We start from the raw sequence: 15512 nt of genomic DNA on the forward strand, positions 1-15512 counted from the left end.
GAGCCCATCTTCACGAGTTCCCCCGAGTAATTCGGCGCCATATTCATGTCTAATCATTCACTCAACTCCAGCGCCGCGTACATACCTCGCCCTGGCGCCTTGAGTGTATTTACGACCAGCTTCTCCCATGCAGCCTGGGGCCGTAGTTCCAGCGCCGCACCTTTTCATAGGCAATCTGGGCAGAGTCCTTATGCAAAGGATTGATGAGCACGCAATCTTCTTCGGGAACGATGATGGACGGCACTCGGGCCAGTACACTCTTGCCACTATCGAGCCAATTCGAGCCCCAGTCCATTGACACTTTTCCCCGCGGCAGTGCATCCCATCCCACTAGGCGCTGATAGTCCAACACCGTGGCTTTTTTCCAGAGGCTCTCTGGCACCGTCACTTTGACCAGGTAGCGGTTAAAGGGCAGCGTATGGCCGCTTAAGTGAACCAGCGTTTCAAGGCAGGCCAGCGCCCGGGTGGCAGCCACATACACTACGGGCTTGCCGGGATAATTCCACCGCCCACCACTTAATTTGGACCCAACCCCTTTGGGATCTTCTGCAACATAGCTTTCCGTGTCCGTCCCGATCTTCCACAGAACGACTGCATGGCTCATGCGTAGGCCCCGCTTTGCATCTGGAGCAGCATTTGCGAGACCAGGTTGCTACCCTTTTCGGTATCCATGTATGTACCAGGAGGAACGCCCCCAAAGGCGGGGTTGGGCTCTGAGAGCCATTGGCCAACCCAATTGGGTGCATCAAAGCCGTTCGGGTCGCCCGATTCTTCTACCATGTGCTGCACCTGGCCGATGAGCGATGCCAGCGCCAGCACGCGCTCGCTCCACGATGTATCGAGCAGCTCATCGTTCTTGATCTTACGCTTGGCCGTCGCTTCGGGCATCTTGATCCAGTCAAGCAGGCGTGACCTGGACACCCACATGTCGCCCGCCAACGCATCGATCATCCGGGCCGGCACGCCAAAGCGAACCATACGGATTTCATCGGCTGGGTCCAGGCTCGAGATATTCAGGTAGGAGGCTGTCCGAGCGGCGTCATCATCGCCCTCAAGGAGCAACAAAGCAGCATTTTCACCCAACGCCGCTGCCTTTGAGCGCGGGCTCGATGAAGTCGTTTTTGCGCTAGAGGAAGTCAAGGCGTACCCCACACGTGTAGTCCAAATGAGCTATTAGTATAGATCAATTGGCCCAAATATACAGCATGACCTAGAATTATCAATGAGTACCCTGGCCATGGGCATATTCGTCTGGTCCGCTTGCCAAACATTGTGATTCTTCAACTTGAAACCGGTGGCTAGCCCAATCACGTGCAATATCAAAGTCGTGAGCATAAAGCCACCGAAAAACGCCGCTGCGCTGCCATCGACAGGCAGCTCCGAGCCATGAGCAATCCCGTGAAACACTGCAAAGAACCCCACCAGCACCACGCTCGCCCATCTCGGCAAGGAAATACGGCTTATTACAAGAAGGCCAAGAACAAACAGGGATGCCAGGATCATTGGTTCAATCGCCGGAAGGCTGACCCCCATGACACCCAACAAGGCGCCTATCAGCAGCCAGCAAAGAAAGCTCAATGGCGTCCATATCGCTTCTCGAACACTTCTGTGAGTGAGGGCAGCCCACAGCCCGACGGCAAACATTGCAAAAAGATGGTCAAGACCTGTCAACGGATGTATGACACCCATGCTGAACATGTCGTTGGATAAGTGTTCATGCCCAGGATGCGCCAGGCGCACCGCGCATGATCATGCTAGGACTCAGCCTCGCTCTGTAAAGCGGATATGCAAGCGTCGGCCCGACCTTGAATGCCCAGAAATCTCAATTTCACTCAGCGGTTATCAGCAACATTTCAGCGGGCTGTTTACCTAGTGAGCGGGTTTTGTGTGGCAAGCTGGCATCGAAGTAAAGGCTATCCCCGGCTGACAGAATGATTGTACGGTCCTGCATTTTGACTTCCACTTTTCCGCGGATCACATGCAGAAACTCATCACCGGTGTGTTGAGACATATTGATGGGAACTGAAAACTCCATCTGGGGACGCACGATGAATGGTTCCATGCGCTTGACGGTTCTGTTCGCCGCCAACGCTTCGAATGCATGTGCGCCGTCCTGCCCAAGCTGAGATGACATGTAATGTCGCTCATTCTTGCGGACCAGGCATACCCGTTCGTCTTCGCCTTCCTCTCCGAGCAGTTTGCCTACGGTCAGATCCAGTGCTTTTGCAAGTTTAAGAACAGTGGAAATCGTAGGGCTTGAGACGCCGCGCTCAAGTTTCGAGATGTAGCCCTTGCTGAGTTCGGATTTCTGCGCCAACTGATCGATTGTTAGATTTTTTGAGCGGCGCAGGTATTTCAATCGTAATTGAATTGAGTCCATGTTTCCTAGATATCCTCGGTCAGTAGTACCCCTACCCGTTCTTTAACTTGGCGCTGCTGCTATGGAGACTGTGTGAATCTGTTACTCCCCTTCGTCCCGGCTAATCATAGCAAATCTATGATTCCCGCCCCGTTCAGGCTGTTCGAGATGAATTTATGTTGACACTCAATGTTCTTATAGGATACCTTGTTTCCCATAAGGTATAAAAATTGTCGATGATTCCTAATCCGCGTGGCTTCGCGCTGCGCCAGATGTGAGTTGCAGGAGGGACAGACAAAGGCGGCGCAGACTGCCTGATCTGATCAGCAGCCGCCATCCACGTCAGCAAGATCTTGAGCAGGCGTGATCGGCGGCATATTCAACGCAAGGAGATTTAGCATGGCCTGTACTTTTACTTTACGGCACGCGAGACGGATGCTGGTCTTGGCGATCGCCTTCTGCATGCTGTCTATGACGTTCACCAGCATGTCAAAGGCGCAAACCATTACCGCAGTCATGCAAACAGGGTTGCGCATTCTCGATCCGGTCCTCACGACAAACTACACGACGCGCAACTATGGCTACATGGTGTACGACACTCTGCTGAGCGTCGATGCAGACTACAAAATCCAGCCGCAGATGGTGGAGAAATGGACGGAGTCCGCGGACAAGAAAACCTACACTTTCACCTTGCGGGGAGGCCTGAAATGGAGCGATGGAACCTCGGTTACAGCGGAAGACTGTGTGGCATCCATCAAACGATGGGCGCAACTGGACACGACGGGGCAAGTTCTGATGACTATGCTCGAGGAGATTCGGATACTGGACGACAAAACCTTTGAGGTCATACTCAAAGAACCAACCGGACTGCTGCTCGAAGGGCTATCGAAACTCAGCTCTCGCCCTTGCTTCATGATGCCCAAACATATTGCTGAAACCCCAGCATCGGAACCCATTTCGGCGTCCATCGGTTCGGGCCCCTTCAAGTTTGTGGCGTCGGAGTTCAAGCCAGGCCTGAAAGTGGTCTTTGAACGAAACGAACATTATGTTCCGCGCAGTGAGCCGCCAAGCTGGACAGCCGGCGGAAAAGTGGTCAACGTTGACCGCGTTGTATGGGTTTCCATGCCCGACCAGATGACTGCCGTGAACGCTTTACTCAGTGGCGAAATAGACTACATGGAGTTGGTGCCCTATGACTTGCTTCCCATGCTCGAGAGCAATGAGGACATCAAGGTAGAAGTATTGGATGAGCTGGGGCAGTGGGCGCAATATCGGTTCAACTTCCTGTACCCCCCATTCAACAACAAGCAAATTCGTCAAGCTGCAATGTATGCGGTAGGACAGGAAAGCGCCATGAAGGCCGCTGTGGGCAATTCCAAATACTATGAAACCTGCGCAGCAGTATTTGGGTGCGGAACGCGTTACGCGAGTAGCTACGGAAGCGATATCGTTGTGTCGCCAGATGTGGAAAAGGCCAAGAAACTGCTTGCGCAGGCCGGCTACGATGGCACGCCCGTCGTTATCCTGAACCCGACGGATAACGCCGTGCTTTCGGCACTGCCCGTCGTTGTAGCCGCCGGGCTGCGCAAGGCTGGATTCAACGTAAAGCTAAAGCCCATGGACTGGCAAACTTTTGCTGTAGCACGCAATAGCAAGAAGCCTGTGGAAGACGGCGGGTGGAATGTGATTCCCGGCGCCAGCAGCTTGGTCGCAAGCAGCGACCCATTCAGCGCCACTGTGGCTGGGAGCGGAGCGAAGGCTTGGGCCGGCTGGCCTGATGTGCCTGAAATTGAAGCTTTGAAGCTCGAATTTGCCAGAGCCATCGATCCGGAAGAGCGCAAGCGAATTGCGGAAGAGGTTCAAAAACTGGTCATCGACAATGGGGTGATTATCCCCTTGGGGCAATACGTAGCTGCTGCGGCGTATAGCAAGACGCTGACCGGACTGCTGCACTCTCCCATTACAACATTCTGGAACGTCCAGAAGCCTGTCAAGTGAGTGGGAAATGCTAGCTTATATTACGCGGCGCATTCTGGCGACCATTCCGGTAATCGTCATGGTGGGTGTAGTGGTGTTTGCCATGCTTCGCCTGACTACCGGGGATCCCGCCGCCATCATGGCTGGCGACGATGCCAGCACCGAGCAACTGGAGCAGATGCGCCACAGCATGGGCTTGGACAAGCCCATATATGTGCAGTTCGCCCTATGGTTAATGCAGTTGCTGCAGGGCGATCTGGGCGTGTCGCTGCTTTCGGGAACAACCGTGTCAGGAATGATTTCGGATCGTATGGGCCCCTCGCTGGCGTTGGCGTTGGGCACAATCACGCTTACCCTCGCCGTGGCCATTCCTCTGGGCATGCTGGCTGCCTGGAAGCAAGGGAAGTTGCTGGACCGCGCCATCATGACGTTCTCAGTGTTCGGCTTTTCCGTTCCTGCATTTGTCGTTGCCTATCTCCTGATTTACCTGTTCTCCATCAACATGGGCTGGCTTCCAGTTCAGGGGTACAAGCCTTTGGCTGAAGGGGTCTGGTCATTTGCACAACGCTTGGTACTGCCCGTCATGGCGCTCAGTGCGATATATGTTGCGCTGATTGCTCGGATTACGCGCAGCAGCATCATCGAAGTCATGGGCGAGGACTTCATTCGGACCGCGCGGGCCAAGGGAGCGACCGAAAATGCTGTTCTGATGCGCCATGCGCTGCGCAATGCGGCGAGCCCCATCCTTACTGTTATCGGAATTGGCATTGCATCGCTGATCAGCGGCGTGGTGGTTATTGAAACGGTATTCAACCTGCCGGGGTTGGGACGGCTGGTGGTTGAGGCAGTGCTTGCGCGCGATTATCCCGTCATCCAGGGGCTTGTGCTGTTGTCTTCCCTTGTTTATGTCCTGATCAACCTTGCTGTCGACATTCTCTACTCCGTGTTTGACCCGCGGATCACATACTAAACAGAGAAATCATGCCCGATACTTCCTACCCAATATCGTTGGATCCCATGGCGCAAAGCCCCGCCGAGGACCAAGGCGTCCGGTCAGCCCAGCCGTCTCTGGTGGGCCAATTGAGAAGCATGCTAAAGAGCTGGCCGGTGCTTGTCGCATTTCTGATCCTCACTGTCATTGTCCTGATTGCTGTGCTCGCGCCCTTGCTTGGCACGGTTGATCCCGCGGCCATTGACCCGGCGTCTCGCCTTCGAACTGCCTCACTCACTCACTGGCTCGGAACAGACGCCTTCGGGCGCGACACATATTCGCGCGTGATGTACGGGGCGCGCGTGTCGCTATTGGTAGGTATCGGTGCGACCACAATGAGTGTGGCGCTGGGCCTGATGATTGGCGTGTTTTCCGGCTATTTCCGCATGGCCGATGCGATCATCATGCGGGTGATGGACGGCATTATGGCCATTCCAGGTATTCTGCTGGCCATTGCGCTGGTATCCCTTACCGGAGCTAGCCTGCTCACCGTACTGGTGGCCATTACCATCCCTGAAATCCCGCGCGTCGTCCGTCTGGTTCGCGGCGTGATTCTATCCGTACGGACAGAACCTTATGTAGAAGCCGCTGTGTCGCTGGGAACGCGCGTGTTCACCTTGTTGATACGCCATATGGTTCCCAACACCATCGCGCCATTGATTGTGCAGGGCACCTATATCTTTGCGTCAGCCATTCTTACCGAAGCAACACTCAGCTTTCTGGGCGTAGGTTTGCCTCCTGAAATCCCGTCGTGGGGAAACATGATGGCGGAGGGGAGAATGTACTTCCAACTTGTGCCTGGCCTGATCATGTACCCGGGCATCTTCCTCGCGTTGACGCTCTTGAGCGTGAATGTACTGGGCGATGTTCTGCGCGATGTGCTCGATCCAAGGATGGCACGGAAATCATGAAGAATTTGCCGATGAACAGTCACACCGCTTATGCCACTGCGAATAATGATGCGCCAGTTCTTCAGATCAAAGATCTGTCTGTGCGCGTAGTAGGAAATGCAACGTCCAGGCATGTCATTCAGAACCTGAATCTGGAGGTGCGAGCAGGCGAAACACTGTGCCTGGTGGGAGAGTCCGGCTCCGGAAAATCCGTCACATCCTTATCTGTCATGGGGCTCCTTCCTAATGACGGGCTCGCCGCCATGGGTGGACAAATCGTATTGGAAGGGGAGGACGTGCTGCGCGCCAATCCTGCACGCCTGCGTCAACTGCGTGCCTCGCGCATGGCGATGGTATTCCAGGAGCCCATGACGGCGCTCAATCCCGTGGAAACCGTAGGCGATCAGATAGACGAGGTAGTGCGTATTCACGGGGTAAAAAGCAAGGCCGAGCGCCGGACGATGGTATTAAACATGCTGCGCTCGGCACACCTTCCCGAGGTGGAGCGTATGTACGATGCCTATCCGCATCAGCTATCCGGTGGCCAGCGCCAGCGCATCGTCATCGCGATGGCGTTGATTCTCAAGCCCAGGCTGTTGATTGCTGACGAGCCAACGACAGCGCTGGATGTCACGACGCAAAAGCAGATTCTGCTGCTGATCCGCGAGCTACAGGAGCAGCACAACACGGCGGTGTTGTTTATCACACATGATTTTGGAGTGGTAGCGGAGATTGCAGATCGTATCGCTGTAATGCGTTCCGGGCGGATCGTCGAAGTAGGCGCCAAGGATGACATACTGGCCCGCCCTGCTCAAGCGTATACGCGCATGCTGGTATCGTCGGTGCCCAGTCTTATCCCCCGAAAAAGTCGCGCCATACAGGAAGCGTCGGTGCTCGATGTATCGGCATTGAATAAGACCTACATCACCAAGTCCATGTTCGGCATGCGTCGATCCGTGCCGGCTGCGCAAGATATAAATCTGACAGTTCGTCGTGGCGAGATTGTCGGTATCGTCGGTGAGTCCGGATCGGGAAAATCCACCGTGGCCCGTTGTGTCGTGAGGCTGCTCGATCCAACATCTGGCGCCATTCGTATCCATGGCGAGGATATTGCGCAGGTGGCCGGCGAACCATTGCATGCACTGCGGCGACGTATACAGATCGTTTTCCAGGATCCCTATCGTTCACTGAACCCGCGTGTCAAAGTGGGCGACTCCATTATCGAAGGATTGATAAATTTTGGCGTACCGCGCACGCAAGCCCTGCAAAAAGCAAGCGAACTGCTGAGTACGGTTGGCCTGGATGACGGCGCCCTGCAACGGTATCCGCATCAGTTTTCCGGTGGTCAGCGCCAACGCATATGCATAGCCCGCGCACTTGCGCTGGAACCAGACATCCTGGTGGCGGATGAAGCCGTTTCGGCGCTCGATGTCTCGGTACAAGCCCAAGTACTGGCATTGCTGGACGATATTCGCAAACGCACAGGTGTCGCTGTGCTGTTTATCACGCACGATTTGCGCGTCGCCGCACAGATATGCGACACGATAGTCGTCATGCAGTACGGCCAGATCGTGGAAGCGGGGCCTGCCGAAGAGGTGCTGACCTCACCCCGTCAGGATTACACACGTGCGCTGATTAGCGCCGCACCAGGACGCGACTGGGACTTTCAGAACTTCTGTCCCGCCTAACCTTTAAACCAGTTATTTCACTCACAAGGAAATCAGGATATGTATGCGAAGAGCGTAATTGAGTCAATCGAACTATTTCATGATGAGCTGATCTCCATACGGCGGGATATACACGCGCATCCGGAGCTGGGGTTTCAGGAGACGCGCACGTCCGATCTTGTGGCCAGAAGTCTGACCGCGTTGGGATATGAGGTGCACCGGGGAGTGGGCAAAACAGGTCTTGTGGGCGTACTTGAAGGTCGACGCAATACGAGTGGGCGCTGCATCGGCTTGCGCGCCGACATGGATGCGCTGCCGATTGTCGAAACAGGGCAGCATGAGTACACGTCAACCAGTCCAGGCGTCATGCATGCCTGTGGGCACGACGGGCACACCACCATGTTGCTGGGTGCCGCGCGCTATCTTGCCGAAACGCGGAACTTCGATGGCAAAGTCGCGCTCATTTTCCAGCCGGCAGAAGAGGGCCTTGGCGGCGCGCAGGCCATGATTGACGATGGCTTGTTTGAAAGGTTTCCCTGCGATGCCATTTACGGCGTGCACAACTGGCCCAGCTTGCCCGCTGGCGTGATCGGCGTATGTCCCGGCCCAGCCATGGCTGCGGCGGACAGCTTCGAGATTCACATTGAAGGACAAGGCGGACACGGCGCCCGACCCAACGATACAAATGATCCGATCGTCATCGTTGGACATTTGATTGGCGCGTTTCAAACTTTGGTATCGCGCAACACTTCAGCGCTCGATTCGGCCGTCGTCACGATAGCATCGGTTCGGGCAGGAAGCCTCCCCGCCATGAACGTCATTCCCAAGGATGCACACCTTACCGGCACCGTGCGGACATTCAGCCGCGACGTGCAGGCGCGGATCATGCAGCGAATGAAGGAAGTCACGACGGGCCTCGCGGCGACGTTCAATGCAAAGATCTCGCTTAAGTATCACTGCCGTATTCCACCGACCGTCAACAATCGGGAGTGCGCCGCGTTCGTGAGCAGCGTCGCCACCGAGTTGCTGGGCGCGGAGAACGTCGTGCCCGATCTGGCTCCAACCATGGGGTCGGAGGATTTTTCACTGATGCTGGAAAAATGCCCCGGCACGTATTTCCGTATCGGCCAAGGCGGCGCTGAAGCTGGTTGCCTGTTGCATACCTCAGCGTTCAACTTCAATGATGCGGTTATCCCCGTAGGCAGCGCTGTGTTTTGTCGCCTGGTCGAACGCAGCATGCCATTGATGTAAGTCAGGTTTAGGCCTTGTGTCAAACCAAACGCTTGGAGGAATGGCAACGGATTTGCATAAGCGCTGGGGGCCAGCCGGTCACCCAGATCGCTACGATTCCGCTGGGCTTGTTTTTCCACAGAGGCATTCATATCGAAACCTGGTAAGTAACGCCCCTCCCCTCCGAGGGTATCCCGCTGGACTCATAGTTTGCCCATAACTGGTTCTATTGGGGGCCGATCACCGATGCTAGTATCTTCAGCAAGCTGAAAGAGTACTGACAACACTTACACGAACGACCCAGTACTCACTATTAATTGAGTCCAGCATTATTGGAAAAAACGCTTGCTTCGTCTCTGCGTGAGCTCGAAGCTGGGCTAGTGCTGCTCCTGATTTTTTTATCTATCCGCAGTTGTGATAAGACGGCTTTATTGGGGATTTTTAACAAGAGGAGACAACAGCATGAGTATCCATGCCCGGCCACGTTTGGCCAGAGGTTCGGCAAGAATTTTCCGCCTCTCGGCGTGTGCATTGGCTGCCGCAGCTACGCTTTCTGCATGCGGCAGCAGCGATGACACCGCCTCGACCGAAACCGCTCAAGTGGTTTACAAAAACGGCGATATCCTAACGGTCGACAAGAATGATTCCGTCGCCCAGGCGGTGGGAGTGCGTGATGGCAAAGTCATCGTCGTCGGCACTGAAGAAGAGGTCAATGCATATGTAGGTTCGAGCACCGAAGTGATCGATCTTGCCGGTAAGACGATGGTTCCGGGCTTTTACGATGCTCACAGCCACTTCACCATGGCGGGCAACAACGCCAAGTTCGAGGTCAATCTGAACAGCCCACCGATCAGCACGGTGGAATCCATTGCCGACATTGTCGAGCTGCTCAAGAAAAAGAAGAGCGAAGTGGGCGAAACCGCATGGATTACTGGGTTCGGCTATGACGATACCCTGCTGCCTGAGCATCGTCACCCGACCAGGCAGGAGCTGGACGAGGTGTCCACGACCCAGCCGATACTCATTAGCCATGTATCCGGCCATATGGCGGTAGCCAACAGTTTCGCGCTGAATATGGCGGGCATCACAGCCTCGACGCCCAATCCGGACGGTGGAGAGATTGGCCACGGACCCGATGGCGAGCCCAACGGTTTTTTGACGGAAACTGCCGTTTCTCTGATCAAAGGCAAGCCTGCGCTCAGCGCCGAGCAAATTCAGGCAGGCATTAAAGCAGCCTCTGAAATGTATGCGTCCCAGGGCGTTACTACTGCCAATGACGGCGGGTCGGGCGCTCCAGGCATTACGGCGCTTGAAACCGCAGCTAACAGTGGTGACCTGGGTATCCGAGTGGTGGCATGGCCGTTCGGTCAGTTCAGCAAGGAGGCGGCTGATAAGCTTGAACTAACGAGTGGCAAGGTCAAGGTCGGTGGTATCAAACAGATCTACGATGGTTCCATACAAGGGTATACCGGCTATCTGTCCGAACCGTATTACACGCCTTACCATGGAGACGCCAGTTACCGGGGCTTTTCGCGCATCAGTAAGGAATCTCTGGATGCAAGCGTCATGGAAGCCCACAAAGCGGGATACCAGCTGTTTATCCATGCCAACGGAGATGCTGCAATCGATGATGTGCTGGATGCCTACAGCAAGGCACAAGCGGCATCCCCTAGATCAGACACTCGGCACGTGCTGATCCACGCACAGATGGCGCGCGAGGACCAACTTGACGAGATGAAGCGCCTGAACGCAATCCCCTCTTTCTTTCAATTGCATACCTATTACTGGGGGGATCGGCACCGCGATATCTTTATCGGCCCCGACCGTGCAAGCCGGATCAGTCCGGCCCAGTCGGCTCAGTCTCGTGGGCTGACCTACACCCTGCACGCTGACACACCGATCGTTCCGATGGAGCCCATTCTGATGCTCTGGTCCGCGGTGAATCGGATCTCGACCAGCGGCGCGGTCATTGGTTTTGACCAGACGATTTCGGTCAAAGACGCGTTGAGAGCCATCACGTACAGCGCCGCTTATCAGAATTTTGAGGAGGCTGAACGCGGTTCGATCGAAATCGGAAAATATGCGGACTTTGCGATTCTTTCAGCAAATCCGCTCGACGTGGCACCTGAAAATATACGTACTATTCAAGTCATGGAAACCATTGTGGAGGGAGAAACCGTCTTCAAGAAACCAAGCGGTTCCTGATTCTCAAAACAGAATGACGCGGTTCTCGTTGAACCGCGTCCCAGAACTTGAGCAAGCCGCGATGCAAGCCAGCAAAACCCTTCAGTAAACGGCCCAGAAAAAACTTGCGGCGCTGCAGATCAGTTTTCCCGCCGACGTCAAGAGACAGTGCGTTGAAAGATCAATGAGGTATTTTGGTTATCTATTGTCGAGGCCTTGAGCGCTGGCTCTTCGCCAATCGTCATTTTCGTCGCCCTGACTTGCGACCACCAAATTCGGCGAGGCTGATTCCAGCCAGGATCATCACCAGTGCGATGGCGTGATAAAGAAGAAAGGCTTCTCCCAGTGCGGTCACCGCCAGCAATGCTCCCCACAACGGCAGCAGATTAATAAACAGGCCGGCCCGGTTCGCCCCGATTAATTCCACCGCTTTAATGTAGAAAACCTGGGCTATAAGGGATGGAAAGATGACAATGTAAAGGATCGCTGCCCAGCCCCTTAGATCAGGCACAATCGTCTCGCCCCGCGCCGCTTCAAAACCCAGCATGGGCAGCGCCGCCAGGGTAGCGCCCACGCACAACGTGAACATCAGGCTAGTCCAGTGTATCGAGGGTTTGCTTCGCAGTGCCGCAGTATAGATACCGTACGCAATAATGGCGACAAGCATCAATGCATCACCAAAATTAACGTCAAGATCTATCAGGCGGGACAATTCGCCACCCATTGCAATGACGAGCACACCGATGAAAGAGAATACAAAACCAACCGCCTGCTCCACGCCTATACGACTGGAAAAAAGAATAAAGCTTGCTGCAAACACAAAAAGCGGCATGCCACCTTGCAAAATACTGGCATTGATTGCTGTGGTGTAGACAAGCGCATAATAGAGCGCCACGCTGAACACTGTGAAGCCAAGGGCTCCCAGAATCAACAAATAGCATAGCCGCGACCGTATGGCAGGCCAGTCGGCAGCAATCTGTTTTCGGCTGAACAAATACAGCACCACCATTACGCTGGCCCAGCGGATGGTGGCGAGAACCATAGGCGACGCGTGGCCTACTGCCAGCTTTCCCGCAATAGAGTTTCCCGCCCAGAAAAGTGTTGTCAACGCTAGCAGTACGTAAGCTTTATAGATGGCATATTCTCCGAATCGGAACCGCGGCTGTCCCCGGTTCTGCCCTGAAATGTGCCAACAATAATATCCCTTCCGCCAATTTTGCGTCAGCCAGAACTAAAAATCTCACGGCCGCGGCCGCAGTCTCGTCCAGCAAACCCCACATAGCCATCCCGACAGCGGCGTACAAGGCGCAGCACTGGGAGGCGGATCGGGAAACTCACACGCCGCCGCACAGTCGCGCGTAAAGACTAACGGCAATCACGGGTGGACATTGCACCCGGTGCTCGTTCGGTTTCGTGTCGGAGCGGCCCGCTTACTGGATCACTGGACGCATCGCTATCCGCTCTTCGACCTCCTGCATAACTGCCTCAGGATCGTCCCTGAGTTCGTTAAGGTCGATTGACACTTTTCTGCTATTGCGCAAATACAGCACGTACGCATCGTGACTTTCGTCTATCGCCAGAACTTGATCTCTCATGCGATGATTCAGCGCTACGGCGAACTTTTCGGTATCCATAATTACCTCCTTCGTCCTTCAAGCAAGCTGAAAGACCATCTTAGCAACACCGAAAGGAGAAAGCTAAATGCGTTTCAGATGGTTGCACGCTGTACGCCAAAGCCACCCAAATCACTGTGTAAAGCACTGGTGGGCATATGGTTTGCTGAAGAATCAGTCCACACGATGCGCGCCGGTCTGACCAGAACCTGCCCGTACGCGCAGACTGGCTCGGCAGCGGTGAAGACAATCTTGACGCTGTGCAGATAGATGCGCGCTACAACCAGGATGTCGCACCGCAGCAATGGGTTCACTCAAGCCTATAGCGAACCATCCGTCATCCATAAAAGGACACAGCAATGGCCAAAGCGAAAAAAGCCCATAAGAGTGAAGCGGAGCGCACAGCCAACGCCCACCGGAAAATTCAGAAACAGCAAAACCTGAAGGACGCCAGCAGCGCAAAAAAGCAGCCCCCGCGCAACAAGGCCACTCAGGCCGGGGCACGCAAGCATCCCGAGCCACCCATGCCGGCCCAGCATCTGGAAAAGCCCGGCACAGAAAAGGACATGCAACGCCAACCGCAATTCCAGGCGCCCGACTATAAAGGAAGCGGAAAGCTCGAGGGATTCTCCGCCATCGTGACGGGCGGCGATTCAGGCATAGGCCGCGCAGTGGCCGTTCTGTTCGCGCGCGAAGGCGCCGATGTCGCCATCATCTACCTTGATGAACATACCGACGCAAAGGACACTCAGCGGGCGGTCAAGGCCGAAGGCCGAAAATGCCTGCTGATTCCTGGCGACGTGAAGAACCCGGACTTCTGCAAGCGCGCAGTCAAGAAAACCATGAAGGCATTCGGAAAGCTCGACGTGCTCGTAAATAACGCGGGCTTTCAGGAACATGCCGACACGCTGGAGGACATCACCGACGAGCGGTTCGATCAGACCATGCGGACCAACATCTACGGCTACTTCTATATGGCTCGCGCGGCTGTACCGCATCTGAAGGAAGGCAGCAGCATCATCAATACCGGCTCCGTAACCGGCCTGAAAGGCCATGGGACTTTGCTGGATTACGCCAGCACAAAGGGCGCCATTCACGCATTTACCATGTCTCTGGCCGCCAACCTGGTCAAGCAAGGGATACGAGTCAATGCGATTGCGCCCGGGCCTGTCTGGACGCCGCTGAATCCAGCAGACAAGCCAGCTGACAAAATCACATCATTCGGCAAGCACACTGCGATGGGTCGGCCGGCACAGCCAGAGGAGTTGTCGCCTGCGTATGTCTTCCTGGCGTCGCCAGTCTGTTCAGGTTATGTGACAGGCATTGTATTGCCTGTCACAGGAAGTCCTGGGTAGGCAGCATCCGGATTGCTCCACAATCGGTCGATGGAAAGCACACAGCGCGTACAACCTACAAACCCGTTCACGACGCGAACTGAAACTGCTCGAACTGATGGAGCTTTTCTTCGATGCTTCTTTTATGCAAAGATTGACTGCCTTTCCCTACCCAGGTCCACTGCTGTAGCAACAGTTCCCGTCGCAAGCGATCCGCCTTGAGATCAACAACGGCAACTATCTCGCCGTCGACCATCACCGGAAGCCCCAGGTATCCAAACATGCGCTTTTCTTTAGGCACATAGGCTTCAAACAGGTGCTGGTAATCGAAGAATTTCTGCAGTCTTTTGCGTTGAATGATCAGCGGGTCGAAGGGAGAAAGAACGTGCGTACCAGAACTCGCATCAGGTATGTCTGCCAGGGTCTGCGGACACGCCCAGTATTCCAACTTACCTGCTCCCTCGATTGCCACAGGAACCAGACGCCTTTGCCGAACTCTGGTTTCGATTCGCTGGCGAATGAGGGGTTTGCGTTTTGGGTTCAAATGACAAACGGAGTCAAGGCTGACCAGGCCTTGCGCACGTAGCGATCTGTCGAGCAAATAGTTCTCCACTTGCTGCTCGGACGCTTTCTTTGGCGGACGACTCCATTGAAAGTGCCGATCCATAAGCTCGTATGTCTTCAACATACCGGCGCGTTCGCTGACCGTCAGCTTCCCGATATAGAAGGCCAATTGAAGCGCCCTTTTCGAAGGCTTGCGGCTTGCCCAAGCATGGTCTTTATCGACCAGCACATCATCATCGATATCACGAATCGATAATGCGCCGTGATCTCGAATGCGCGTGATAATTCTGCGAAGGTCGCCAGGCGTCACGCTGTTGAACCAACTTGCTGGTGATCTGCGATGTCGCTCCATGTCAGCGATGAAAAATTTCAGATCGCTCGTGGGCACGTACGACAATGCGTGAGTCCAATATTCAAAAATGCTTTTGTCTATCGTCTGCGCCTGATGCAAGTGATGACGTTGATACGTTGGAATTCGCGTCCAGAGAATATGGTGATGGCAACGCTCAATGACGTTGATGGTATCGATTTGCACATAGCCAAGATGCTCGACCGCCCTGGGCGTAGCCGCTGCGCCTTCGCCGAATGGCTCAGCCGTGTCGAGCCGCTGAGCACGTAGCCAGATATATCGAGCCTGCAGTTGGGTCAGCGGAAAAGGTGTCACGGTAAGTTCGGGTGTTTTCTATCAAAGATTTACCTTACC

General features: G+C 54.9%; 14 protein-coding genes. 7 read left to right on the forward strand and 7 right to left on the reverse strand.

Translation table 11 applies throughout. The features are described 5' to 3' along the window. Positions 1 to 109 precede the first annotated feature (109 nt). From ERE07_RS19710 to ERE07_RS19725, 4 genes are all read right to left on the reverse strand, one after another. Positions 110 to 604 carry an RES family NAD+ phosphorylase gene (locus ERE07_RS19710; RefSeq protein WP_130010749.1) on the reverse strand — a complete coding sequence of 165 codons (495 nt, stop codon included), beginning with the start codon at positions 602 to 604 and terminating at the stop codon, positions 110 to 112. Continuing rightward, complete coding sequence (locus ERE07_RS19715) at positions 601 to 1140, reverse strand: antitoxin Xre/MbcA/ParS toxin-binding domain-containing protein (protein ID WP_130010750.1); 540 nt, start codon at positions 1138 to 1140, stop codon at positions 601 to 603. The genes ERE07_RS19710 and ERE07_RS19715 overlap by 4 nt, the downstream gene beginning before the upstream one ends. A gap of 33 nt (positions 1141 to 1173) precedes the next feature. After that, positions 1174 to 1698 carry a HupE/UreJ family protein gene (locus tag ERE07_RS22410; protein WP_425330998.1) on the reverse strand — a complete coding sequence of 175 codons (525 nt, stop codon included), beginning with the start codon at positions 1696 to 1698 and terminating at the stop codon, positions 1174 to 1176. Between the two features lie 130 nt (positions 1699 to 1828). After that, entirely contained in the window at positions 1829 to 2380 is a 552-nt protein-coding gene (locus ERE07_RS19725; protein WP_130010752.1) for a helix-turn-helix domain-containing protein, read from the reverse strand. A 378-nt stretch (positions 2381 to 2758) separates the two neighbouring features. On the opposite strand from ERE07_RS19725, the gene ERE07_RS19730 reads away from it, so the two are divergent. The 6 genes from ERE07_RS19730 (at position 2759) to ERE07_RS19755 (ending at position 11319) form a co-directional block, all read left to right on the forward strand. Beyond that, positions 2759 to 4357, forward strand: a complete 1599-nt coding sequence (locus ERE07_RS19730) for an ABC transporter substrate-binding protein (RefSeq protein ID WP_245153798.1) — start codon at positions 2759 to 2761, stop codon at positions 4355 to 4357. Between the two features lie 7 nt (positions 4358 to 4364). Next, positions 4365 to 5306 carry an ABC transporter permease gene (locus ERE07_RS19735; RefSeq protein ID WP_130010753.1) on the forward strand — a complete coding sequence of 314 codons (942 nt, stop codon included), beginning with the start codon at positions 4365 to 4367 and terminating at the stop codon, positions 5304 to 5306. Between the two features lie 47 nt (positions 5307 to 5353). Then, entirely contained in the window at positions 5354 to 6238 is an 885-nt protein-coding gene (locus ERE07_RS19740) for an ABC transporter permease (protein ID WP_130010795.1), read from the forward strand. Continuing rightward, a complete protein-coding gene (locus tag ERE07_RS19745) occupies positions 6235 to 7905 on the forward strand; it encodes an ABC transporter ATP-binding protein (protein WP_245153799.1) in 1671 nt (556 codons plus the stop codon). Before ERE07_RS19740 ends, ERE07_RS19745 begins: the two co-directional genes overlap by 4 nt. Positions 7906 to 7944: 39 nt before the next feature. Continuing rightward, positions 7945 to 9135 (forward strand): M20 aminoacylase family protein, encoded by a 1191-nt coding sequence (locus ERE07_RS19750; RefSeq protein ID WP_130010754.1) that lies wholly within the window; start codon positions 7945 to 7947, stop codon positions 9133 to 9135. Positions 9136 to 9576: 441 nt separating this feature from the next. Continuing rightward, on the forward strand, positions 9577 to 11319 hold the full coding sequence (locus tag ERE07_RS19755; protein WP_130010755.1) for an amidohydrolase: 1743 nt from the start codon (positions 9577 to 9579) through the stop codon (positions 11317 to 11319). 220 nt (positions 11320 to 11539) lie between these two features. Here ERE07_RS19755 and ERE07_RS19760 read toward each other — a convergent pair whose 3' ends face one another. Beyond that, entirely contained in the window at positions 11540 to 12523 is a 984-nt protein-coding gene (locus ERE07_RS19760; RefSeq protein ID WP_342366252.1) for a DMT family transporter, read from the reverse strand. 205 nt (positions 12524 to 12728) lie between these two features. Beyond that, complete coding sequence (locus ERE07_RS19765) at positions 12729 to 12932, reverse strand: hypothetical protein (RefSeq protein WP_130010757.1); 204 nt, start codon at positions 12930 to 12932, stop codon at positions 12729 to 12731. A 338-nt stretch (positions 12933 to 13270) separates the two neighbouring features. Here ERE07_RS19765 and ERE07_RS19770 point away from each other — a divergent pair, with 338 nt between their 5' ends. After that, positions 13271 to 14266: an SDR family oxidoreductase gene (locus ERE07_RS19770; RefSeq protein ID WP_130010758.1), complete on the forward strand. Its 996-nt coding sequence runs from the start codon at positions 13271 to 13273 to the stop codon at positions 14264 to 14266. Positions 14267 to 14333: 67 nt separating this feature from the next. Here ERE07_RS19770 and ERE07_RS19775 read toward each other — a convergent pair whose 3' ends face one another. Further along, complete coding sequence (locus ERE07_RS19775; RefSeq protein ID WP_130010759.1) at positions 14334 to 15473, reverse strand: winged helix-turn-helix domain-containing protein; 1140 nt, start codon at positions 15471 to 15473, stop codon at positions 14334 to 14336. Between the last annotated feature and the right edge of the window lie 39 nt (positions 15474 to 15512).

Origin of the sequence: Allopusillimonas ginsengisoli, assembly GCF_004153455.1 — a bacterium.
In the GTDB taxonomy this organism is placed as follows: Bacteria; Pseudomonadota; Gammaproteobacteria; order Burkholderiales; family Burkholderiaceae_B; genus Allopusillimonas; species Allopusillimonas ginsengisoli.

Excerpts from the sequence above, each read along its gene's own strand:
- ERE07_RS19710 (WP_130010749.1), bottom strand. The coding sequence starts at position 604 with ATGAGCCATGCAGTCGTTCTGTGGAAGATCGGGACGGACACGGAAAGC.
- ERE07_RS22410 (WP_425330998.1), bottom strand. The coding sequence starts at position 1,698 with ATGTTCAGCATGGGTGTCATACATCCGTTGACAGGTCTTGACCATCTT.
- ERE07_RS19725 (WP_130010752.1), bottom strand. The coding sequence starts at position 2,380 with ATGGACTCAATTCAATTACGATTGAAATACCTGCGCCGCTCAAAAAAT.
- ERE07_RS19730 (WP_245153798.1), top strand. The coding sequence starts at position 2,759 with ATGGCCTGTACTTTTACTTTACGGCACGCGAGACGGATGCTGGTCTTG.
- ERE07_RS19735 (WP_130010753.1), top strand. The coding sequence starts at position 4,365 with ATGCTAGCTTATATTACGCGGCGCATTCTGGCGACCATTCCGGTAATC.
- ERE07_RS19740 (WP_130010795.1), top strand. The coding sequence starts at position 5,354 with ATGGCGCAAAGCCCCGCCGAGGACCAAGGCGTCCGGTCAGCCCAGCCG.
- ERE07_RS19745 (WP_245153799.1), top strand. The coding sequence starts at position 6,235 with ATGAAGAATTTGCCGATGAACAGTCACACCGCTTATGCCACTGCGAAT.
- ERE07_RS19750 (WP_130010754.1), top strand. The coding sequence starts at position 7,945 with ATGTATGCGAAGAGCGTAATTGAGTCAATCGAACTATTTCATGATGAG.
- ERE07_RS19755 (WP_130010755.1), top strand. The coding sequence starts at position 9,577 with ATGAGTATCCATGCCCGGCCACGTTTGGCCAGAGGTTCGGCAAGAATT.
- ERE07_RS19765 (WP_130010757.1), bottom strand. The coding sequence starts at position 12,932 with ATGGATACCGAAAAGTTCGCCGTAGCGCTGAATCATCGCATGAGAGAT.
- ERE07_RS19770 (WP_130010758.1), top strand. The coding sequence starts at position 13,271 with ATGGCCAAAGCGAAAAAAGCCCATAAGAGTGAAGCGGAGCGCACAGCC.